The organism is Gluconacetobacter johannae (genome assembly GCF_014174305.1).
Lineage (GTDB): Bacteria > Pseudomonadota > Alphaproteobacteria > Acetobacterales > Acetobacteraceae > Gluconacetobacter > Gluconacetobacter johannae.
In genome coordinates this window covers 39,424-60,169 of the sequence record NZ_JABEQH010000019.1, presented here as the reverse complement: position 1 = coordinate 60,169, position 20,746 = coordinate 39,424, and the positions used below count along the sequence as shown (strand labels likewise).

Here is a 20,746-nt window from a genome sequence, read left to right as displayed (position 1 = left end):
CGCTGGATCGGCGATGGATGGGTTGTGCCCGTTTCAGCCGCCCGGCGAAAGCCGCGTCATGCCGAGGTGACGCGATAGGGCCGGGAGGCGTCGAGGAAGGCGGCGTTGGCGTCGAGTTCGTACGAGATCACCAGCAGGTAGGCGATGGCGCGGGTCATTTCGATGCGCGCGCCGATATTGGTTTCGTACGCTTCGATCCGGCGCAGGCTGGCCGTGGCGGCGCGGGCGGTCCTGGCGGTCCGGCCGTAGCGGCCGGTGAACTGCGCCATGCGGCCCAGGACCAGGGTAATGGGGCGACGCGCCTGAAGCGGCAACTGGTCCCGGGCCAGCACGGTACGCAGCCGGATGATGTTCAGGCCGATGGTCATCGCCGACAGGGTGCCTTGCAGATAGGCCTCGATCGTTGGTGTAGGCGTGGGGCCGGCATGCCGGATCAGGCGCGAGAACCGGTCGGTGTTGCGGCCGATCCAGTCCCGGACATGCGGCACGGGCGTCGCCGAGGCCAGGTGGCGAAGGTCGTGGAGGTTGCGGTTACGCATCCGCCATCTTTCATCGGCGCTGTCGAACGGCAGGATGGTCTTGAAGATCAGCACGGCGAAGCCGATGCTGCACAGCAGGGCGAACGAGGTGTTGAAATACGCGATTTCGTTCAGGCGTCCCTGGTTGGACGGCCCCACCAGGTTGGGCAGGAACAGCGTGTAAGCCGCCGCGGCCCCGGCGGTGGAGGGATTGCGGGTGGCCAGGCCGCCGGCGATCATCGGCAGCGCCAGGCAGGCGGCCAGCATTTCATACTCGGCCGGGCGCGGCAGGATCAGCATCACCAGGACGCACGAGACACCGACGGCCCAGATCGCGCCGCGCAGGAAGTTCATCGTGCCGACGACCGGGTTTTCCCGCGTCGCGAACAGGCCGCAGGTGACGGCCACCATGGTGATGAAGCCCAGGCCGTTGGGCCAGGACGTGACCTCCCAGATCAGGCCGGCCGAAGTGATGGCGACGGCGGCGCGGATGCCGTTATGTGCGGCTTCCTTCAGGTCGCGGTGCGATTGCAGGCGGAAATGGAAATGGTCGCCGCGCACCGCGTGCTGGCTGGCGTCGAATTCCTCGATCGCCTGCTGCAGTTCGGCCAGAAGTTCTTCCAGCGCGCTGTGCAGGATACGCAGATCCAGCAGGGCCTGGATCTCGGGACTGCCGGGGGGATGCTGGCCGCTGGTCTCCTCGGTCAGGGCGTTGACGACCTGCTGGCGGCAGACGGCGCGTAACGATCGCAGGTCCTCGATCACCAGGGGAACGCCGCCGTCGTCCTGCAGGCGCGGCGCCAGGGCCAGCAGGAAGGTCCGCACCAGCAGCGATGTCTCGACGAAGGCCTGGGGCGCGGTGCCCAGCGCCTTCATGCGCGCCGTCATGCCCAGCCCGCGCGACAGCAGGACCGACACGGCCGCCAGCGCCGCGCGGGCGTGGTCGCCCTCGTGCCCGTGCGGGCCCATTTCGATCTCGCTGAATTCGATCTGGTCGTTGATCGACAGGATCGTGCCGAACAGGGCGCGGGACCTTACGAAAGCCTGTTCGTCCCCCGCCAGCAGGTCCGCGATGGCGACCGAGGCGCTGGACAGCGCGGTCTGCAGCTTTTCGCGGATATTGCGGCGGGCGGTCTGGGCCAGGTTATGGGAGAACAGGCCCGCGATCAGGCTTTCGCAGACGAGGCCCAGGATGATGTAGGTCGAGCGCGACATGGCGATCATGAACACGTCGTCGGGGCTGCGGATCGCATCCAGCGCGATGATGGCGCAGGTATAGCCCGACAGGACCAGCGCGTAGGACCGGAAATTCCGCACCAGCGTCGCCAGTCCGCAGCACAGGCCGATCCAGATCCCGATCGCGGGGAAGAACAGCCAGGGCGCCTGGGGAAAGGCCGCGATCAGGGCCACGGCCGATACCGCGCCGACGGCCGTGCCGACCAGGCGCCAGCGCGCCTTGGACAGGCTTTCGCCGCGTGATCCCTGGGCGACGATCCAGACCGTCATCGGCGCCCATTGCGGACTGTCCAGTTCCATCCACAGCGCCACGACCAGCGACAGCAGGGCCGCGATCGTCGTCCGGATGGCAAAGCCCAGGGCATCGGCCTTGGGCGCATACAGCCATTTCAGCCGGTTCAACCGGTCATGGCCCGGTGGACGGATGGTACGTGGACGCCACAGCGACAGGCGGGCCAGCAAGGCGGAAACGGAACTCTGGGCGACAGGCACGATGCACGGCTTCCGGCACGACGGGGGACATCCGGTGATAGAACAGAAGGCGTCGGACGGTAACGGTGGCGGGCGTGCATATCAGTCATCCAGGCATCTGTGTCTGGGTCCAGGCATGTGGCCCTGGACCGGCAGTGGATGCGGATGATGACGCGGGACGGGGGCAGGAGTTGTCGGGGCAGGCAAGGCAGCCGGCCAGGCCCGGCCTGGCCTGGCCGGGGAAGGGGGTCAGTCGAGGGTGGCGTAGATCGCCGCGCGGTCGGCGGGGTCGCGCACCGGGGGCGTGCCGTTACGCACCGCATCGACCAGGCTGTAGGCCCGCCGGGTCGCCGGGCGGGCCGCGATACGCTCGTGCCACAGGCGCAGGTTGGGGAACTGCGTCAGGTCCTGACCCTGGTTCACCGGCAGGATCCAGGGATAGCAGGCCATGTCGGCGATGGTGTAGCTGTCGCCCACGATGAAGTCGCGCCCTGTCAGATGGCGGTCGAGCACGCCGTACAGACGCTGCGTTTCCTTGGTGTAGCGTTCGATCGCATAGGGAATCTTCTCGGGCGCGTAGAGGCGGAAATGGTGGTTCTGCCCGGCCATGGGGCCCAGGCCGCCCATCTGCCAGAACAGCCATGTCATGGTTTCGGTTTCCGCACGCAGCGTGGTGGGCAGGAACCGGCCGGTCTTGCGGCCGAGGTAATGGAGAATCGATCCGGATTCGAACATCGGGATCGGCGGGCCGCCATCGGCCGGGTCGTTGTCCACGATGGCGGGGATCCGGTTGTTCGGGGCGATCTTGAGGAAGTCCGGGGCGAATTGTTCCCCCTTGCCGATATTCACCGGGAACAGCCGGTAGGGCAGGCCGGTTTCCTCGAGGAACAGCGTGATCTTGTGCCCGTTGGGCGTCGTCCAGTAGTACAGGTCGATCATGATGCCTCCTGACGCCTGCCGCGACAGGCTTCCGGTGTGTCGGGCGGCGATCATGTACCCAAACGCCGCCCCTGCCAAAGCGGGCTTCTCAGGGCTGGGCGGCCAGCAGGGCCTCGACCTCCGCCAGGGTGGGGGCGGCTTCGGATGCGCCCTTGCGGGTGGTGGCCAGGGCGCCGCAGGCGGCGGCGAATCGCGTCGCGTGGGCCAGATCCATTCTCCGTGACAGGGCGACCGCCAGCCCGCCATTGAAGCAATCGCCCGCCGCCACGCTGTCGATGGCCGCAACCTGGAATGGCGGGACGAATCCGTGTCCCCTGGCGTCGGAGAACACGACGCCCCGGGCGCCGAGCTTGACGATGGCGCGTTCCAGGCCGCGCGCGTGCAGGCGCCGCGCGGCCTCCAGCGCGCTGTCGGCATCGTGGGGGCGCAGGCCGGTCAGCAATTCGGTCTCGGTTTCGTTGGGGGTCATCACGCCGGCCAGGCCGAACAGCGCGTCGGGCAGGCCGGCGGCGGGAACCGGCGCCGGGTCCAGCACCAGCAGCGCCCCGATCGCGGCGATCCGGCGGGCGGCGGCAAGGATGACATCCATCGGGATTTCGCATTGCATCAGCACGACGGCGTTGGCGGACAGCAGCGGAACCAGCCGCGCGACGTCCGATTCGTCCATGGTCATGTTGGCGCCACCGGCGACGGCGATGCTGTTTTCCCCCGCGGCGTCGGTGGAGATCATCGCCAGGCCGGTCATGTGCCGGGGCGTGCGGAGCAGATGGTCGGGGTCGACGCCCTCGCGCAGCAGGGCCGCGCGCGCGTAATCGGCGAACATGTCGTCGCCCGTGCGGCCGGCCAGCACGACCGGGGACCCCAGGCGCGCGACCGCGACCGCCTGGTTGGCGCCCTTGCCGCCCAGCCCCAGATGCGCGCCCAGGGCGTGCAGCGTCTCGCCGGGGGCGGGCAGGTGCTCAAGGCGCGCGACTACGTCGATATTGACGCTGCCGAATACAACCAAGGGTGGATTTATACTTTCAGGATGGGGTATGGTTATCATGGATTCCAGCGCAATCAGGAAAGGGCGTTGTATTAATTATTTGGTGTTGATACAATTTGAAAGTTGACCACAAAAAAATTCAATACGAAGAAACTTTAAGCAGAATAACAGAATGGAAAACAGTATGTCTGAAATTGAGCAGGATGCCCCCTTGCTGGAGCTCACGGCGCAGATCGTGTCGGCGCATGTCTCGAATAACACTGTCGTGGCCGACGGGGTTCCGGATCTGATCCGGCAGGTTTACCAGGCCCTGACATCCCTGGGCCAGGCGGCGCCCGAGCCCGAGAAGCTGCAGCCCGCGGTGCCGATCAAGCGCTCGGTCTTCCCCGACTATATCGTCTGCCTGGAGGACGGAAAGAAGCTGAAAATGCTGAAGCGCCATCTGCAGAGCGCCTACGGCATGACCCCGGAACAGTATCGCGAACGCTGGGGCCTGCCCTCGGACTATCCGATGGTCGCCCCCAACTACGCCGAGCGCCGCTCGACCCTGGCGCGTGAGATCGGGTTGGGTCGCAAGATCACCGCCGTGACCGAGGAGGCTCCGGCCGCCGAGGATGTGGGCAAGCCGGCGCGGCGGGGTCGCAAGGCCGCAGCGCAGTAATCGCGATGCGGACTGTGCATGTCATGGGAGGGATCGGGCGCGATGGCGCCTGATCCCGACCTTGCCGTTGACCGGTTGCGCCTGAAGCGGCGCCTGCTGGTGTGGCGGGTGACGGCCGTCGCCGCCTTTGTGGTGGCGCTGGTCGCCGCCGGCAGCCATTCGCTGTTCCCTGCCGGCGGCGTGGTGCAGCGCGATCACCTTGTGCGCTTGCGGATTACCGGGGTGATCGGCGCCGACAATCGCAAGCAACTGGAACTGATCGACCAGGCGACGACGGGGACGTCGGTCCGGGGCATGATCCTGGTCGTGGACAGCCCTGGCGGGTCGGTCAGCGGGGGCGAGGCCCTGCATGACGCGATCGCCCGATTCGCCGCCCGCAAGCCGGTCGTGGTCTCGATGGGGGGAGTCGCGGCGTCGGCGGGGTACATGATCTCGGTTCCGGGTCGGCGCCTGTTCGCCGCGCAATCGACCCTGACAGGGTCGATCGGCGTGATTATGGAGGCCCCGGATGTCTCGGGCCTGCTGGACCATCTGGGCGTCAAGGTGGACCAGCTGGTGTCCGGCCCGATGAAGGGGCAGCCCTCGGTGGTGCAGCCGCTGTCGTCCGATGGGCGCCAGATGCTTCAGGGCGTGGTCGCCGATCTGTTCGACCAGTTCGTGACCATGGTGGCCCAGGGCCGCCATCTGCCGGTCGAACGGGTGCGGGCGCTGGCGGATGGTCGCCCCTATACCGGGCGGCAGGCGCTGGCGCTGGGCCTGGTCGACCAGATCGGGACCGAGGCGGATGCGAAGGCGTGGCTGATCCAGACGCAGCATCTCTCGGAGGCCATACCCGTTACTGATCTGAGGGTCCGTTCGGCACGGCCGTGGCTGCGCCGGGCGATTGGTGGTATCCTGGGTTTGATTCTGGATGACGAGTGGACAGGAAGTGTGCTTTCACAAGGCGTTGCGCTTGACGGGGCCGTTGCGATCTGGAAACCTTAAGCCGCATTCGGGAGGGATGGATGACCAAATCGGAGCTGATCGCCGAACTTGCCGCGGCGAATCCGCACCTTCTCGGTCGTGATGTCGAATTGATCGTCCAGACGATCTTCAACGAGATCAGCGCCGCCCTTACACGGGGGGATCGGGTGGAATTGCGCGGCTTTGGCGCCTTCACGGTCAAGAAGCGTGATGCCCGCACCGGACGCAACCCCCGCACCGGCGACATGGTGTCGGTGGATGAAAAACTCGTCCCCTTCTTCAAGGCCGGCAAGGAATTGCGCGAGAGGGTGAATCATCAGGCCCTTTCGACGGATGAGTGAGCGGCTTTCGGCAAGGTCATCGAGGGACGCGTTCGGAACCGACATCTGAGCCTTTCCGGCCACGGTTGCTGGAGGAAGGCTGTCTTCCTTGCAAATGTTCCTGGTATGTTCCCGTTGCTGCTGTTATGAGTCCTTTTCTATGGAAGATGCTGGGCCATGAAAGGGCGCGGGGTGCGAGGCGTGATCTCGGTTCTTCTGATGATTGCCGTCATGGCGTTTGGCGTCGCGGGGCCGGCGTGGGCCGGTCAGGCCCGGCATGCCCATAGCCACAGATCAGGTTTGGCCGCGCATCTGTGCGCGAGCCATGATGCCGTCATCGCGGCGCCGGGCCACAAGCTGCGCGCCATCGGCCGGCACCGTTATTTCGCGCCGATCGGACAGGCGATGTTCTATCGCGACCTTTCGCGCCGTTGCCAGCTCAAGCGGACGGGGCGCCGCCACAGCTAGATCCGGGGCCGGGGACGCGTTGCGCCGGGCATGATCCATTGCGTGTGCTCTCTGGTTTTTTGTTTTATGAAGCCTGTTCAGATGGTTCGACGGGACGTGCCGTGCCTTTGGGGCCGGGCCTGGACGCGACCTGTTTTGACGGTGTGAGGGAGACAGGCGGTGGCCGATCAGCGTGTGCAGCAGGGCGGTATGGGAAAGCAGGCATATGAAGCGCGGCGGGCCGCCAAGGCCGGTGTCAGCCTGGATAAATGGCTGAGCCGGAAGGAGGACGACCGGAAGACCGTCATTGCAGCGGCGGCGCAGCCGAATCCGCTGCTGGCGCAGATCAAGGCCGGCTGGCGCCGCCTGATGGACCGGGCGCACCGGCCGCTGTAGTCGGGCTTTGCCCGAACCCACCGATCATGGATAAACGAATGGGATGCAAGGGCCGAGGCCCTTGCCGGGTTCGGGCAGCGCCCGACCTTTCCTTTCCCATGGCTTGGCGCCTATGAGGCAGAGCCCCGGGGTGGGCTTCGGTAGAATAGTGATAAAAAAAGGGCGACCGATGCGGTCGCCCTTCTTCAAGCCGTATAGCGGCCATGCCGTTCAGTGGCGGCCGTTGATTTCGGCCAGCAGGAAGTCGCGGAAGACGGCGACGCGCTTGGAGGTGCGAAGCTCCTCCGGATAGACGAAATAGGCATCGACCGTGGGCAGCGGGATATCGGTCAGGATCTTGACCAGATTCGGGTGCTGCGCCGCCGCATAAAGGGGAATCGACCCGATTCCGACGCCTGTCGCGATGGCGGCGGCCATGGCGGCGAGGCTGTTGACCTCGACCCGCGCGGGACGCTTCTCGTCCGCCGGAACGCCGGCCTCGGCCAGCCAGTTGATGTGCGGGACCGGCGGATGATAGCCGCCGAACAGCACCAGCTTGTGCTTCGACAGATCCTCAAGCGTGGCGGGGGTGCCGAATTCCTCAAGATAGCTGGGGGAGGCGTAGATCGGCAGCGGAAAATCCGCGAGATGGCGCTGGATCAGGTCGGGCTGGCGCGGCGGGTGCATCCGCACGGCGACATCGGCTTCGCGCATGCCCAGGTCGAGATCGTTGTCCTCGAGGATGAGGGTGATGACGATATCGGGATTGGCGTCCATGAACCGGTGCAGGCGCGGCGTCAGCCAGCAGGTTCCAAAGCCGGACGTCGTGGTCACGCGCAGGCGTCCGGCGGCCTTTTCCTTGCTTTCGGTCAGCAGCGACTGGGTCATTGCCAGCTTGGAAAAGACTTCGCGCACTGTCTGGTTCAGGGTCTCGCCCTGTTCCGTCAGGATCAGCCCCCGCGCGTGCCGGTGGAAAAGTGGAACCTGAAGGGCTTCCTCCAGCGCCGAAATCTGACGGGAGACCGCAGACTGGCTCAGATTCAGCACATCACCCGCATGCGTGAACGAACCGGCTTCGGCCACCGCATGGAAAATCCGGAGTTTGTCCCAGTCCACCCATATACTCCGATTCTGTCTGCGCCATTGGCGAATTCAATGTATCTTGGTGACGGAAGTAAAAGGTCGGGTCAAGGAATTAAGGTATTCAGTCCGAAATTCCCGCCAGGTAACGTTCCGCCTCCAGCGCCGCCATGCAACCCGTTCCGGCGGCGGTGACCGCCTGGCGGAAAATGCGGTCCTGCACGTCGCCGGCCGCGAACACGCCGGGGACCGAGGTGCGTGTGCCGCCCGGCGGGGTGACGATATACCCTTCGTCGTCCGTTTCGACCTGATCGCGGAATATTGCAGTGTTGGGGGTGTGGCCGATGGCGATGAACACGCCGTCCACCGCCAGCTGTTCGCGCTGCCCGGTCACGGTGTCGCGCACATTCAGGCCGGTGACGACGGCGGGGGTCGCGTCGGCGACGATTTCGTCGACCACGGTGTTCCATTTCACCGAGATCTGGGGGTTGGCGAACAGCCGGTCCTGCAGGATGCGCTCGGCGCGCAAATGGTCGCGACGGTGGATCAGGGTGACGTGGCTGGCGTGATGGGTCAGGTACAGGGCTTCCTCGACCGCCGTGTTGCCGCCGCCGACGACAGCCACCGTGCGTCCGCGATAGAAGAACCCGTCGCAGGTGGCGCAGGCCGAAACCCCGGCGCCCTGGTAGCGGGACTCGCCGGGGATGCCCAGCCACCGGGCCTGCGCGCCGGTCGCGATGACGACCGACCGCGCCAGGTAGACATCGCCCGAATCCCCCGTCAGCCGGAAGGGCGCGTCCGGGCCGCCCCGGCCCTTCAGGTCGCATTCGGTGATGATGTCGTGGACGATCCGCGTCCCCACATGGGCGGCCTGGGCGGCCATCTGCTCCATCAGTTCGGGGCCCTGGATGCCGCGGGCGAACCCCGGATAATTCTCCACGTCCGTGGTGATCATCAACTGTCCTCCGGGCTGGAGGCCGGCGACGAGGACGGGCTTGAGGTTGGCGCGCGCGGCATAGATCGCGGCGGTATAGCCGGCGGGCCCGGCCCCGATGACGAGCAGGTCGGTGGAAATTGTCTGGGTCATTGACTCGGCGTCGATGTGATCGTGATGCAGGGGATATGGCCGCCGAATGCGCTGGACACAAGACGAATGACGTTTCGGGGTGGCCTTTTCCCGGCGGGGCGCTTGCAATATCCTGCGGCCTCGATGTTTGAGACGGAAATGACCGAAGTGATGGACCTGGATGCGATTGACCGTCGGATCGTCGCCGAACTCCAGGCGGATGGCCGCATGACGAACGTGGAACTGGCGCGCCGGGTCGGGATTTCCGCCCCGCCGTGCCTGCGCCGCGTGCGGCGGCTGGAGGAGGAGGGGCTGATCCGTGGCTATCATGCCGATACCGACGCCGCGCTGCTGGGGTGGACGATCACGCTGTTCGCGCTGATCGGGCTGGACAGCCAGAAGGAAAGCGTCCTGACGGCCTTCGAATCCCAGGTGGCGGACTGGCCGGAAGTCCGGGAATGCCACATGATCCGGGGCGGCGGGGATTTCCTGGTCCGGCTGGTGGCGCGCGACGCCGCGCATGAAAACCAGCTGACCCGCCGCCTGACCGAAAGCCCGCATGTCAGCCGGGTGCAGACCCTGCAGACCATCCGCACCTCGCTCAGTCGCGCGGGGGTGCCGGTGTCGCCGCACGGCACGGTGATGCCATGACGGTCGTCATCCCCTCCATGGTCGACGATCCGGCCGTACGGACGCGGCGCGACGTGGCCCCCCGCGGCGGCGAGGGGGCGGACACGGCGCGTCCGGCCGCCGACATCAGCATCGTCGTTCCCTGCTACAACGAACGGGCGAATGTCCGGCCGCTGGTCGCCGCCCTGTCGGCCGCGCTGAGGGGCCGGGCGTGGGAGGTGATCTTCGTCGACGACAATTCGCCCGACGGCACGATCGACGAGGTCCGCGCCCTTGCCGAAATGGACGCGCGCGTGCGCGGCATCCTGCGTATCGGCCGGCGCGGCCTGTCCTCGGCGGTGATCGAGGGGGTGCTGTCGTCCTCGGCGCCGATCGTCGCGGTCATGGACGGCGACATGCAGCATGACGAAACCTGCCTGGGCGCGCTGATCGACGCGGTGGCGCGGGACGGGTACGACATCGCCGTCGGCAGCCGGCATGTCCCCGGTGGCGACAATGCGGGGCTGGCGAACGGGTGGCGGACATTCCTGTCGGACGGGGGTATCCGGCTGGTGCGTATGCTGCTGCCGGTGCGGCTGGGCGACCCGATGAGCGGCTTCTTCGCCATGCGGCGCGACCTGTTCGAACGCGCGGTGCCGCGCCTGTCGGGGACGGGCTTCAAGATCCTGCTCGACGTGTTCCTGTCCGCCGCCGAACGGCCGCGCGTGCTGGAGGTGCCCTTCATCTTCCGTCCGCGCGTGGCCGGAGAAAGCAAGCTGGACCTGCTGGTCCTGCTGCAGTTCCTGGCGATGATGCTGGACAAGCTCTGCCGGGGCTTCCTGCCGATCCGCTTCCTGGGGTTCTGCTGCGTCGGGCTGGTCGGCATCCTGGTCAATCTCGCGGTCCTTGGCATCGCGCGCCGGTGCGGCGTCGGCTTCGCCGAAGGGCAGGGGATCGGGACCTTCGTCGCCATGGTCGCGAATTTCTGGATGAACAATGCCGTGACCTACCGCGATTGCCGCCTGCGCGGCGGGCGGATGTGGGGCGGACTGGTCCTGTTCCTGCTGATCTGTTCGGTGGGGGCGGTCGCCGATATCGGCATCGCCCGCGCGATCTTCAGCAACGACGGACGGTGGGACCAGGCCGGCGCGGCCGGCGCGGCGATTGCCGTGGTCTGGAACTATGCCGTGTCCTCCACCCTGATCTGGCGGGTGCGTTGAACCCTTCGTCCGGCGGGCGGGTGGACGGCATGCGGATGTGGGGTGGGGTCGCCCTGCTGGTGCTGACCCTGGTGCGGTGCATCGTCGCCGCCCAGGCCCCCCTGTCCCCGGACGAGGCCTATTACCGGGTATGGTCGTGCGTGCCGGCGGCCGGATACCTGGACCATCCGCCGATGGTGGCGCTGTGGATCCGGGCGGGCACGGCCCTGTTCGGCGATACGTCGCTGGGCATCCGGCTTCTGGCGCCGCTTGCGGCGGCGGTGGGGACCCTGCTGCTGGCCGCCGCCGCGCGGGATCTGGCGGTGGGTCCCGTGAGGGACGCCGCGACGGGAAACGGGGCGGCCGCCGGGCGGATGGTGCGGGCGGCCGTGCTGCTGAACGCCACGCTGGCGCTGGGGGTCGGCGCGGTGACCATGACGCCCGACACGCCGCTGCTGTTCTTCATTGTGCTGGCGTTGTGGGCGCTGGGGCGGCTGATGGCCACCGGGCGCGGGGCCTGGTGGCTGGTCGTGGGCATCGCGCTGGGGCTGGCCTGCGACAGCAAATATACCGCCGTCCTGCCGGGGGCGGGGCTGGCGCTCTGGCTGTTCGGCAGCCGGCAGGGGCGGTTATGGCTGCGTACGCCCTATCCCTGGTGCGCGGGGCTGCTGGTGCTGGCGCTGTTCACGCCCGTTATCCTGTGGAACGCGGGGCATCACTGGGCCAGCTTCGTCCGCCAGGGGGGGCGGGCCGGGGACTGGCGTCCGGCGCGGGCGGCGCAATTCCTGGGCGAACTGGCGGGTGGGCAGGTCGGCCTGGCGACGCCGCTGGTCTTCGTGTTCATGGCCGGCGGCCTGTGGCGGGCGGTCCGCCATGCGCGGCAGGCGCCCGTATCGGCGCTGCTGTCCTGCTGGACTATCCTGCCGATCCTGGTGTTCGTGCAGCATGCGCTGGGCGATCGGGTGCAGGCGAACTGGCCTGTGCTGCTCTATCCCGGCCTGGCGATCGCGGCGGCGTCGCTGGCGTGGCGCGGCTGGGTGGGGGCGTCGGCCCTGGGGCTGGCCCTGGGGGGGCTGGTCTATGTGCAATCCACGCTGGCGCCGTTTTCGCTGTCGCCGCATCTGGATATCACCCTGCGCCAGATGGCGGGCTGGCCCGCCCTGGCCCGCGCGGTGGACGACATGACCCCGGCCGGCGGGTTCGTAGTGGCCGACGAGTACGGCCTGGCGTCGGAACTGGCGCTGGCGCTGCCGCACCGGCGGGTGATCGGGATCGAACCCCGCTGGGCCCTGTTCGACCTGCAGCGCGCCACGGGGGGCGAGGGCGTGTTCCTGTGCAGCGTGCGGCGGCTGCGGGATGTGGACACGCGGGCCTTCACCCGGTTCACGCGGGTGGGGACAGTGACGCGCGGACGTCCGGGGCGTGTCGCCGAACGCTATGCCGCCCTCCGCGTCGTCCTGGCGCCGCCGGCGTCCGGAAGCGTCGCCGTGATCCTGCCGCCCGGCCGCCCCTGAAACCGGTCAGGCCGGCGGCAGCAGGGCCTGGATCCTGTCCAGCAGGGCCCGGATCCGGAATGGTTTTTCCAGGGTCTGGCCGGCGGTGAATCGCGCCAGCCGGGCCGGGTCGCCGCTGATGGCGATCAGCGGGACCGACAGCCCGGCCAGCCGTTCGACCAGCCGGTCGGGCGGGCCGTCGGGCAGGGTCAGGTCGAGGATGGCCAGATCGACCGGGCCGTGGTCCAGCGCCTGTTCCGCCGCGCCTACGCCGGCGCAGAGGGTGACGCGGAACCCGGACCCATCCAGCGCGGTATCAATCAGCGTGGCGATGACGGATTCGTCCTCGACCAGCAGGATATGGCGGGGCGGCGGTGTCACGATGCGGCGGCCTGGGCTGCGGAGGCCTGGGCAGGGGAGGCATGGGCGGCATGCAGGCGGCCCGCCGGGGTGGGCCAGGGGGCGATCCCCCGGTCCGACAGGGCCAGCGTGGCCAGTTCCAGCAGGCCGGGGCTCATCCGCCCGGGGGCGGCGCGGATCTGATCGAGCGTGAACCAGCCGACATCCAGCGCGTCGTCGGCGGCGCACGGCGCCTGGCCCCCCGTATCGGCGCAGCGCACGGCGACGATGACGTAATGGAACCGGATGGCGCCGGCATCGTCCCTGTCCAGGACGTCGAAGGCGGTCAGCACGCCCTGGGCCTGGGTGTCGAAACCGGTTTCCTCGCGCAGTTCGCGTTCGGCCGCCTGCATGATCGTCTCGCCGCGTTCGACGCGCCCGCCGGGAAAGCCCCACAGGCCCTGGTCCGGCGGATTGGCCCGCTGGATCAGCAGGACATGCGACGCGCGCACGACGACGGACAGGATCGCGGCGGAAACCGGGGGAGGGGCGGACATGGCGGCATTATACGCGGCCCCGCGCACACCGCCACCATCCTGCCGGACAGTTGAAGAGCCCGCCCCCTGATGGTCCCCCCGCCGGGGTCAGGGAACGACCGGCAGCCAGACCGCCGTCGCCTGCGCCCCGCCGCGATGGACGGATTGCGTGGCGGCGACATAGTCCTTCGCCGTCGCGCGCAGCACGTTGGGGACGTAGGTCTGCGGGTTGCGGTCATAGAGCGGGAACAGCGAGGACTGGATCTGCACCATGATCCGGTGTCCCGGCTGGAACACATGGTTCACCGCCGGCAGGGTGAAGCGGTAGCGCGCCACGGCGCCCGGCACGGCGGCGGTGGGGTGGGCGAAGCCCGTGCGATAGCGGCCGCGGAAGATGTCCATGGACACCGCCAGTTCGTATCCGCCCATCGCCGGCCGGTCGCCGTCCGTTGCCGGCTGCACGTCGATCAGCTTCACCACCCAGTCCGAATCGGTGCCGGTGGTCGCGGCGAACAGGTCGGCCACGGGCACGCCGCTGACGCGCACGGCATGGTCCAGCACCGGGGTTTCGTAGGTCAGGACGTCGGGGCGGCTTTCGGCCTGGCGCTGGTCCTCGACCAGCCAGGTCTTCCAGCGCGCCTCGTCGGTCGCGAAGTTGAACGGACGCGGGACGAAGGGCACCGGGTGGGCGGGGTCGGACACATAGGAATCCCGGCCCTCGGCCGCCGGGTGGTCGAAGGACAGGCCGAATCCGGGCTGGAGGTAGAGCGGCGTGCTGGGGTGGCCGCAGGCCCCGCCGTCACAGGCCAGCGGCCAGTGCGCGAAATGGTCCCAGCGGTTCTCGCCGGAATTGTAGATGATGGCCTCGGGCAGGTTGGCCGCCGGCGATCCCGGCCGCAGATACTGGTTGAAGAACGGCAGCAGGACGTCGCGCCGGAACTGGCGCGCGGTATCGCCATTCCAGTGCAGCGCGCCGAGTTCCGACCCGTCGTAATTCATCTGGCTGTGCCGCCACGGGCCCATCGCCAGCACGTTGGGCACGCGGGTTCCCGCCGCCTTCAGCGCCTGCCAGGCGTGGATGGCGCCCCACATGTCCTCCTGGTCCCACAGGCCCTGTTCCCACAGGGTCGGGACGGTCAGCGGACGCCGGGTGATGAGCTTGTCCAGCGCCTGGGCCTGCCAGAAGGAATCATAGTCCGGATGGGCCAGCATGCGCTGCCACCATGGAAACTGGTCCAGGCCGGCGGCGCGGGCGAAATCCTCGGCCGAGCCCGCGCGCAGGAAGTTCGTGTAATCGTCGCGATCCACGCGGGGGATCGCCCCCCCGCTGCCGCGCACGGTCATCTGGTCGGTGAAATAATCCAGGCCGCCCTGGCGGAAGGCGCCGTAATGGTACCAGTCGTCGCCCATCCAGCCGTCGATCATCGGGCTTTCGGGGGCGGCGACCTTCAGCGCCGGATGCGGGTCCAGCAGGGCCATGACGACCGTGAACCCCTCGTAGGACGAGCCCAGCATGCCGACCCGGCCGTTGGATTCATGGATATTCCTGACCAGCCAGTCGATGGTGTCCCACGCGTCGGTGACCTCGTCCGTCGTCGTCGGGTTCAGCGGACCACGAACGGGGCGGGTCATCACGTAATCGCCCTCGGACCCGTACTTGCCCCGGATATCCTGGAAGACGCGGATATAGCCGGCGCCCACGAACACGTCGTCGCCCTGCGGCAGCAGCGCGCGCATGCTCGGCGCGTCTTCCACGCGGTTCAGGCGCTCGGACGCGTGATAGGGGGTGCGGGTCAGCAGGATCGGCGCATCATGCGCGCCCCTGGGGATGACGATGACGGTGTGCAGCTTCACGCCGTCGCGCATCGGGATCATGACGTCGCGCTTGATGTAGTCGCGATTGTCGGTCGGGAAGGTCACATGGGCGGGGATGTCGCTGCCGGTCTGGATTGTCAGCGCCGGGTCGGGGGCGGCCCGTGCGATGCCGCTGGCCAGCGTCAGGGCGGCGAGGAGGCCAAGCGCCCCGGCCGGGCGGGGGGGAGGAAGGATCAAGCCGTGTGCTCCTGCTGGCCCGCCATGCCGGGCGCGTGATGACGTTGGCGCCGGATCATGTCGCACCCGGACCGATCGGGCAACCGGCCCCCGGCCCGTCACCCCGTCCTAGTGCCCCAGGAAATGGGACAGGCCGTGACTTTCGGGCCGTGTCATCACCACATGCGCGCGGCAGCGGGGGGTGCCGTAGGTTCCGGCCATGGTGTCGCCGCTGGGCCGGGCCTCGAACACCATGGGGAACGGCTTGTGGTTCATGTCGCTCAATACCAGTTGGGCGTGGAATGTCCCCTGGGCGCCGTCACGCGTGCCGTGCAGGGTCTGCGCCCCGTCGGCAGGGGTGAAGGCGATCCTTTTTGCGCCGATCTGCAAGGTGGACGGCGCGCGCGTCTCGGGGCAGATCCCGCGATCGGCGACCAGCGTGCCGGTCCAGATCCCGATCGGGTCGTCCGCGGCGCTGCCGGCCGCCCGGGCGAGGGACAGGTGGGCGGGCGACAGGGCGGACAGGCAAACGCCCAGGGCGAGGGCCCATGCGCGTCCGCCGTGGCGCGGCGGGATCGGAAGGGTCAAGTTCAGGCTCCGTGACGAAAGGGAACGGACCCCAATATGGGCGCGCGCGTGGCCGGGGGCCATAGGGTCCCGCCGGGTGCGATCTTGCGCTATGCTTGTCCCCGACGCATATCCCGCGCTTGCATTGCCTGCCCGGCTCATGCAGCAAGCCCTGTGACCGTAGCGCCGTGACCGAAAGACCGATGATGAGCGATGACATGAAAGCTGGTGGATCCGATCTGACCGCACAGGGAGGCGACGTGGCCGCGCTGGACGGCGCGCTGCATGGAGATCGGGTCCTGATCTTGGATTTCGGCAGCCAGGTGACGCAGCTGATCGCCCGGCGCGTGCGCGAGAGCGGGGTGTATTGCGAGATCTGGCCGTTCTCCTCGGCGCCCGAGAAGATCCGCGCCTTCGCCCCCCGGGGCATCATCCTGTCCGGCGGCCCGGCCAGCGTCCTGGACGAGAACGCGCCGCGCATCCCCGATATCGTCTTCGCCCTCGCGGTGCCGGTGCTGGGGATCTGCTATGGGCAGCAGGCGATGTGCCACCAGTTGGGCGGCGCGGTGGAAACGCACGAGCATCGCGAATTCGGGCGCGCGCATATCGACATCACCGAGGATTGCGCCCTGTTCCGCGGCACCTGGGCACGCGGCGGCCGCGAACAGGTATGGATGAGCCACGGCGACCGCGTGACGAAGCTGCCGCCCGGCTTCCGCGCCGTGGCGGTCAGCGAGGGCGCGCCGTTCGCCATCATCGCGGATGAGGGGCGGCGCCTGTACGGCGTGCAGTTCCACCCCGAGGTCGTGCACACGCCCCACGGCGCCGCCCTGCTGCGGAACTTCACGCATGAGGTCGTTGGGTGCCGTGGCACGTGGACGATGGCCGGGTTCCGCGACATGGAGATCGCCCGCATCCGCGAACAGGTCGGGTCGGGCCGGGTGATCTGCGGCCTGTCGGGCGGGGTCGATTCCTCGGTCGCGGCCGTGCTGATCCACGAGGCGATCGGCGACCAGCTGACCTGCATCTTCGTCGATCCGGGCATCCTGCGCGCCGGCGAGGCCGAGGAAGTCGTCAAGACCTTCCGGGGCCGGTTCAATATCAAGCTGATCCATCGCGATGCGTCGGACCTGTTCCTGTCGGCCCTGGAGGGCGTCACCGACCCCGAGATCAAGCGCAAGACCATCGGCCGCCTGTTCGTCGAGGTATTCGACGAGGAGGCCGCGAAGCTGGGCGGCGCGGAGTTCCTGGCGCAGGGCACGCTGTACCCGGACGTGATCGAAAGCGTCAGCTTCACCGGCGGCCCGTCGGTGACCATCAAGTCGCACCATAATGTCGGCGGCCTGCCTGACCGGATGAAGATGCAACTGGTCGAGCCGCTGCGCGAACTGTTCAAGGACGAGGTCCGGGAACTGGGCCGCGAGATGGGTATTCCCGAACATATCGTCGGGCGCCATCCGTTCCCCGGTCCGGGCCTGGCGATCCGCATTCCCGGCGCCGTGGACCGCGACAAGCTGGCGCTGCTGCGCCGGGTGGACACGATCTTCCTTGAGGAAATCCGTAGCGCCGGCCTGTATGACGCGATCTGGCAGGCCTTCGCGGTGCTGCTGCCGGTACGCACGGTCGGCGTCATGGGCGACGGGCGCACCTATGATTACGCCTGTGCGCTGCGCGCCGTGACCAGCACGGACGGCATGACCGCCGACGTGTTCCCCTTCGATATCGGCTTCCTCAACCGCGTGGCCAGCCGCATCGTCAACGAGGTCCAGGGCGTGAACCGCGTGACCTACGACATTACTTCCAAGCCGCCCGGCACGATCGAGTGGGAGTGAAGGTGTGGGACATCCTGGCGGGTTCCGGGATGTCTCATAAGAATTCGATATAGACAGAATCCGTTCGGGGACGGTCGGCCGGCAAGGATGGCGGTCGATCGTCCCGCCGATGGATACCGTCAGGGCCTGGGCGCCGCAGCCAGGCCGAACGAAAGGCTACCGTCTGTAGAACTGAAGATCGAAGTCGAACTTCCTCTCGATGCGAATGATCTGGGCGCTGCTCAATTCCGGTGCGGGACCATCGTATTGAAGGCGGTAGTCGCCCTTTTCACGAATTGCGTCGAATCCAGCGAAGGAAAGGCCAAGCCGGCTGAAAAGAGCAGGCCCTTCAACAGACAGCTTCTCATACCGCAGCACTGTATTGAGCAGTAACCCGCCGTCGGCGTCGCAATAGCGCGTCCGCTCCGATGAGCACTCCTCTATCGCGTCGTCGAGCGTATAGTCCGCGCTTTGTCGCACTCTCATCATGAAAAAGAAAGACAGAATTTTCTCGTAAGGGTGCCGAACGATTCCAAACTTGAAGAGGCTGGTAAAACGGCTTTCCCCGATCAGCGTTCGCACCTCGGCGGCAGGGATATGATTGTAGAATACCGTGTCGCTGTTGTATGTGTAGTTGCGCGGTTGGTGCGGAGAATGTGGTGTCGGTATTATAGGCGTAACAATAGCTTCGTCATCAAGTTGTCTCGCGAGAAGTACCTCAAGTGAGGTGCCCCCTATTTTCATACCCTTGATGAACAAAATCTCACGTTTGTCAGACAAAATCATGGCATGTTTTCCTGATTACCGACTGTCGGGCAGCGACCTTGGTGTTTCATTCCTGGCTACCGTTCTCCGGCATTACCGTTTTCACTAAATCAAAAAGCTGCAGGACAGGCGGTCCGGCGACATGAAGACGCACCGAAACCAAACGTGCCGCGTTTATTCCCCGCGAATGCGTAAGAAATCGCCGCGGTTTCGATATGTATATTTCGACTTCGTCATGAGTGCTCCGGCGACCGTTCCTTCTGTCGCTGCAGGTTTATCTGCCGCTCCCATCCACGGACCTCTTCATCCTGCGGGTAGCGAAGGAGGGTGATTGCATAGGCGCGGGCAGCCTCGTCCAGATGGCCCTGTTCACGTTGCATATTTCCGTATTGCCGCCACGCAGCGAAATTCAGCGGCGCGCGCGCCAGAAGCGCCCGATACCAGGACGCGGCCCTGGACCACTCATGCCTGCGTGCAGCCCGGCGGGCAAGGCTCAGAAAAACGTGCGCCATCAAAGCACCGAACGCCAGTCGCGGCCAGAAATGGCTATAGCGCTGCTGCACGATGTCCAGATGTTGCTGCACAGCATATACATGACGACCGCAAGCGGTTCTCTGACGGTCAAGCTCTACCAAAAGACGCTGATTCTCCTGGGAAAGAGTCTCGAACCGTTCCGCCTGAGCGGCGCTCTCTCTCGCCGAATCCTGCGCCAGTGCTTCGAGACGGTTGCATTCGGAGTGAAGCTGTTTCAGGTCCTGCAGCAGTCCTTCGCGCTGTGCGGCCTCCAACTGGAGGAGGTTGCGTGCTTCGTCGCGCTCATGGGCAAAAGAGTCGCGCTCATTGGTGATGGAGTGAAGCTGTTTCAGGTCCTGCAGCAGTCCTTCGCGCTGTGTAACCTCCAACTGGAGGAGGTTGCGCGCTTCGTCGCGTTCGTGAACAACATGGTCGCATTGATTGCTGACGTTGTTCAGTCGATGGTTGACATTATCAAGTTCAGCAATCTTCGAGACGAGTACCCCCCGCATGCCGGAAGAATAGAATTCGTTCTTTTCCCACTCCATGAACGTATCGTTCATCGCTTGATGCAGGAAGGCATGGCAGGCATTATCAATGTTCTTGGGCAGGATCATCCTAAGAAACTGCTCGACCAGGTCCCTGTCCACTTTACTGCACTTCAGGTCCAGTTGGGACATGTCGAACGAGGGCTTGGCACCGTCCAACGAAATCTGCCGGCCAAGCAGAGTATGTAGGCCTGTCTCGGCCTCTTCACGTGCGTGGCGGTCATATGACACGCGGGTCGAATCGATGATAAGGTCAGCGGCGGAAAACGCGCATATATAAATGTACAAATGAAACAGCAGAAAGACGAGAAAGTTATTTCGGTCGGTCGGCCTGGCCTCTCGTGGCGAAAGCCAGTCGTCCAGCATCGCCACGATCGGATCGTGTCGACCGGCGCGCACGCAGTCATTAAGCCTATCAAAGAAATAGTTGTTTCCGTGCGCGGCTTGACCTGAATAAGATGCCCACTGATGAAAAAGATTCCGGTGAAGGAAGATTGACTTACCCGGGAATGCACGCTTCAAGGCACCCGCACGCGCCAGGGAACGCGTGAAACCCAGGACCGGCCGCCGCCCCAAAGCATGTGCATGGTCGATCAGGACGCTGAGATACGTGACTTCCTGTTGGCTTAACGTCCCGTCGAATCCGCCGGCTGGAATGAAACGGTCATAGCTTAGGGTAGGATCGAAAAGTGCCCCCTCGGACAATTTCTGCATTATCGGCATGTATTCCAGAAAATAAGGTGCCGATGGCGGATGCCTGGAACGCCATTTGCTAAAATCCGCAGTGTGTATCTCGCGGCTTATCGCGCCCAATGCTTCATTGAATGGTTCACTATACGCTATAAAATCGTCGACCTTACGAAATCTCGTCCAAACCCAAGTGCTCGACGTCCGAAAACTCGAATTCAGGCAGATGGGTGTCAGATCGTACGTCATCGTTAGACAGTGCCCGCCACTTCAAGAGGGCGCATTCAAACCACCCCAAGTTTATCCGTGGATATCGTCGTAGATCAGTCGGCTAAGGGCAAGAGGCTTCTTGGGCCTGGAATTGCATTTCCAGCTTCGACTGGAATCATGTAGCCGACAGCGCCGAGCGTGTATCAGTTTTGCGCGGGATCCGGCATTTCTGAGTCGTTTGTGTCGAACACAGGTAAAATGACACCGTGCCTGCCGCGAGAATGATTCGGAGGCGTCCGACAGTATCCGCATACAGTGCAGATGCGGATAACTGTCTCCAATCATGAAATCCGGAAGCCCCGCATTCCGAAAATCTT

20 protein-coding genes are annotated in these 20,746 nt (G+C 66.0%); 9 read left to right on the top strand and 11 right to left on the bottom strand.

All coding sequences use genetic code 11. The annotated features are described in order from the left end of the window. Positions 1 to 56: 56 nt before the first annotated feature. The 3 genes from HLH21_RS13675 to HLH21_RS13665 all read right to left on the bottom strand — a co-directional run bounded on the left by HLH21_RS13675 (position 57) and on the right by HLH21_RS13665 (position 4,200). The gene (locus HLH21_RS13675; RefSeq protein WP_373319706.1) at positions 57 to 2,216 is read right to left on the bottom strand and encodes an FUSC family protein; all 2,160 of its coding nucleotides are present in this window, start codon (positions 2,214 to 2,216) and stop codon (positions 57 to 59) included. Between the two features lie 258 nt (positions 2,217 to 2,474). Beyond that, complete coding sequence (locus HLH21_RS13670; protein WP_182944300.1) at positions 2,475 to 3,164, bottom strand: glutathione binding-like protein; 690 nt, start codon at positions 3,162 to 3,164, stop codon at positions 2,475 to 2,477. 88 nt (positions 3,165 to 3,252) lie between these two features. Beyond that, the gene (locus HLH21_RS13665; RefSeq protein ID WP_182944328.1) at positions 3,253 to 4,200 is read right to left on the bottom strand and encodes a ribokinase; all 948 of its coding nucleotides are present in this window, start codon (positions 4,198 to 4,200) and stop codon (positions 3,253 to 3,255) included. Positions 4,201 to 4,333: 133 nt separating this feature from the next. Between HLH21_RS13665 and HLH21_RS13660 the strand changes: the two genes are divergently transcribed. The 5 genes from HLH21_RS13660 (at position 4,334) to HLH21_RS13640 (ending at position 6,936) form a co-directional block, all read left to right on the top strand. Next, positions 4,334 to 4,810 carry a MucR family transcriptional regulator gene (locus HLH21_RS13660; RefSeq protein ID WP_182944299.1) on the top strand — a complete coding sequence of 159 codons (477 nt, stop codon included), beginning with the start codon at positions 4,334 to 4,336 and terminating at the stop codon, positions 4,808 to 4,810. Between the two features lie 42 nt (positions 4,811 to 4,852). Then, positions 4,853 to 5,794 (top strand): signal peptide peptidase SppA, encoded by a 942-nt coding sequence (gene sppA / locus HLH21_RS13655; protein ID WP_182944298.1) that lies wholly within the window; start codon positions 4,853 to 4,855, stop codon positions 5,792 to 5,794. 20 nt (positions 5,795 to 5,814) lie between these two features. Then, the gene (gene ihfB, locus HLH21_RS13650; RefSeq protein ID WP_182944297.1) at positions 5,815 to 6,114 is read left to right on the top strand and encodes an integration host factor subunit beta; all 300 of its coding nucleotides are present in this window, start codon (positions 5,815 to 5,817) and stop codon (positions 6,112 to 6,114) included. A 156-nt stretch (positions 6,115 to 6,270) separates the two neighbouring features. Next, positions 6,271 to 6,561 carry a hypothetical protein gene (locus HLH21_RS13645; RefSeq protein WP_182944296.1) on the top strand — a complete coding sequence of 97 codons (291 nt, stop codon included), beginning with the start codon at positions 6,271 to 6,273 and terminating at the stop codon, positions 6,559 to 6,561. 159 nt (positions 6,562 to 6,720) lie between these two features. Beyond that, complete coding sequence (locus HLH21_RS13640; protein ID WP_264811950.1) at positions 6,721 to 6,936, top strand: hypothetical protein; 216 nt, start codon at positions 6,721 to 6,723, stop codon at positions 6,934 to 6,936. Positions 6,937 to 7,146: 210 nt separating this feature from the next. Here the strand turns inward: HLH21_RS13640 and HLH21_RS13635 are convergent, their stop codons facing one another. Continuing rightward, the gene (locus HLH21_RS13635) at positions 7,147 to 8,031 is read right to left on the bottom strand and encodes a LysR family transcriptional regulator (RefSeq protein WP_182944295.1); all 885 of its coding nucleotides are present in this window, start codon (positions 8,029 to 8,031) and stop codon (positions 7,147 to 7,149) included. An 88-nt stretch (positions 8,032 to 8,119) separates the two neighbouring features. Continuing rightward, positions 8,120 to 9,082, bottom strand: coding sequence for a thioredoxin-disulfide reductase (gene trxB / locus HLH21_RS13630; protein WP_182944294.1), 963 nt, complete (start codon positions 9,080 to 9,082; stop codon positions 8,120 to 8,122). A 138-nt stretch (positions 9,083 to 9,220) separates the two neighbouring features. Between trxB and HLH21_RS13625 the strand changes: the two genes are divergently transcribed. The 3 genes from HLH21_RS13625 to HLH21_RS13615 are packed head-to-tail and all read left to right on the top strand — an operon-like array spanning position 9,221 to position 12,383. Next, the gene (locus HLH21_RS13625; RefSeq protein ID WP_182944293.1) at positions 9,221 to 9,712 is read left to right on the top strand and encodes an Lrp/AsnC family transcriptional regulator; all 492 of its coding nucleotides are present in this window, start codon (positions 9,221 to 9,223) and stop codon (positions 9,710 to 9,712) included. Next, a complete protein-coding gene (locus tag HLH21_RS13620; protein ID WP_246379750.1) occupies positions 9,709 to 10,890 on the top strand; it encodes a glycosyltransferase in 1,182 nt (393 codons plus the stop codon). The genes HLH21_RS13625 and HLH21_RS13620 overlap by 4 nt, the downstream gene beginning before the upstream one ends. Continuing rightward, the gene (locus HLH21_RS13615) at positions 10,887 to 12,383 is read left to right on the top strand and encodes a glycosyltransferase family 39 protein (protein ID WP_246379748.1); all 1,497 of its coding nucleotides are present in this window, start codon (positions 10,887 to 10,889) and stop codon (positions 12,381 to 12,383) included. Before HLH21_RS13620 ends, HLH21_RS13615 begins: the two co-directional genes overlap by 4 nt. Before the next feature lie 6 nt (positions 12,384 to 12,389). Here the strand turns inward: HLH21_RS13615 and HLH21_RS13610 are convergent, their stop codons facing one another. From HLH21_RS13610 to HLH21_RS13595, 4 genes are all read right to left on the bottom strand, one after another. Continuing rightward, entirely contained in the window at positions 12,390 to 12,743 is a 354-nt protein-coding gene (locus tag HLH21_RS13610; RefSeq protein ID WP_182944292.1) for a response regulator transcription factor, read from the bottom strand. Continuing rightward, positions 12,740 to 13,258, bottom strand: coding sequence for an NUDIX hydrolase (locus HLH21_RS13605; RefSeq protein WP_182944291.1), 519 nt, complete (start codon positions 13,256 to 13,258; stop codon positions 12,740 to 12,742). The genes HLH21_RS13610 and HLH21_RS13605 overlap by 4 nt, the downstream gene beginning before the upstream one ends. Positions 13,259 to 13,345: 87 nt before the next feature. Continuing rightward, a complete protein-coding gene (locus HLH21_RS13600) occupies positions 13,346 to 15,286 on the bottom strand; it encodes a CocE/NonD family hydrolase (protein WP_373319705.1) in 1,941 nt (646 codons plus the stop codon). Between the two features lie 111 nt (positions 15,287 to 15,397). After that, a complete protein-coding gene (locus HLH21_RS13595) occupies positions 15,398 to 15,856 on the bottom strand; it encodes a hypothetical protein (RefSeq protein WP_246379746.1) in 459 nt (152 codons plus the stop codon). Between the two features lie 197 nt (positions 15,857 to 16,053). Here HLH21_RS13595 and guaA point away from each other — a divergent pair, with 197 nt between their 5' ends. Continuing rightward, the gene (gene guaA, locus HLH21_RS13590; protein WP_246379744.1) at positions 16,054 to 17,667 is read left to right on the top strand and encodes a glutamine-hydrolyzing GMP synthase; all 1,614 of its coding nucleotides are present in this window, start codon (positions 16,054 to 16,056) and stop codon (positions 17,665 to 17,667) included. Positions 17,668 to 17,823: 156 nt separating this feature from the next. On the opposite strand, the gene HLH21_RS13585 is transcribed toward guaA, so the two are convergent. Next, entirely contained in the window at positions 17,824 to 18,432 is a 609-nt protein-coding gene (locus HLH21_RS13585) for a sulfotransferase family 2 domain-containing protein (RefSeq protein ID WP_182944289.1), read from the bottom strand. Positions 18,433 to 18,644: 212 nt separating this feature from the next. Beyond that, positions 18,645 to 20,408, bottom strand: coding sequence for a tetratricopeptide repeat protein (locus HLH21_RS13580; RefSeq protein ID WP_182944288.1), 1,764 nt, complete (start codon positions 20,406 to 20,408; stop codon positions 18,645 to 18,647). Positions 20,409 to 20,746: the final 338 nt, after the last annotated feature.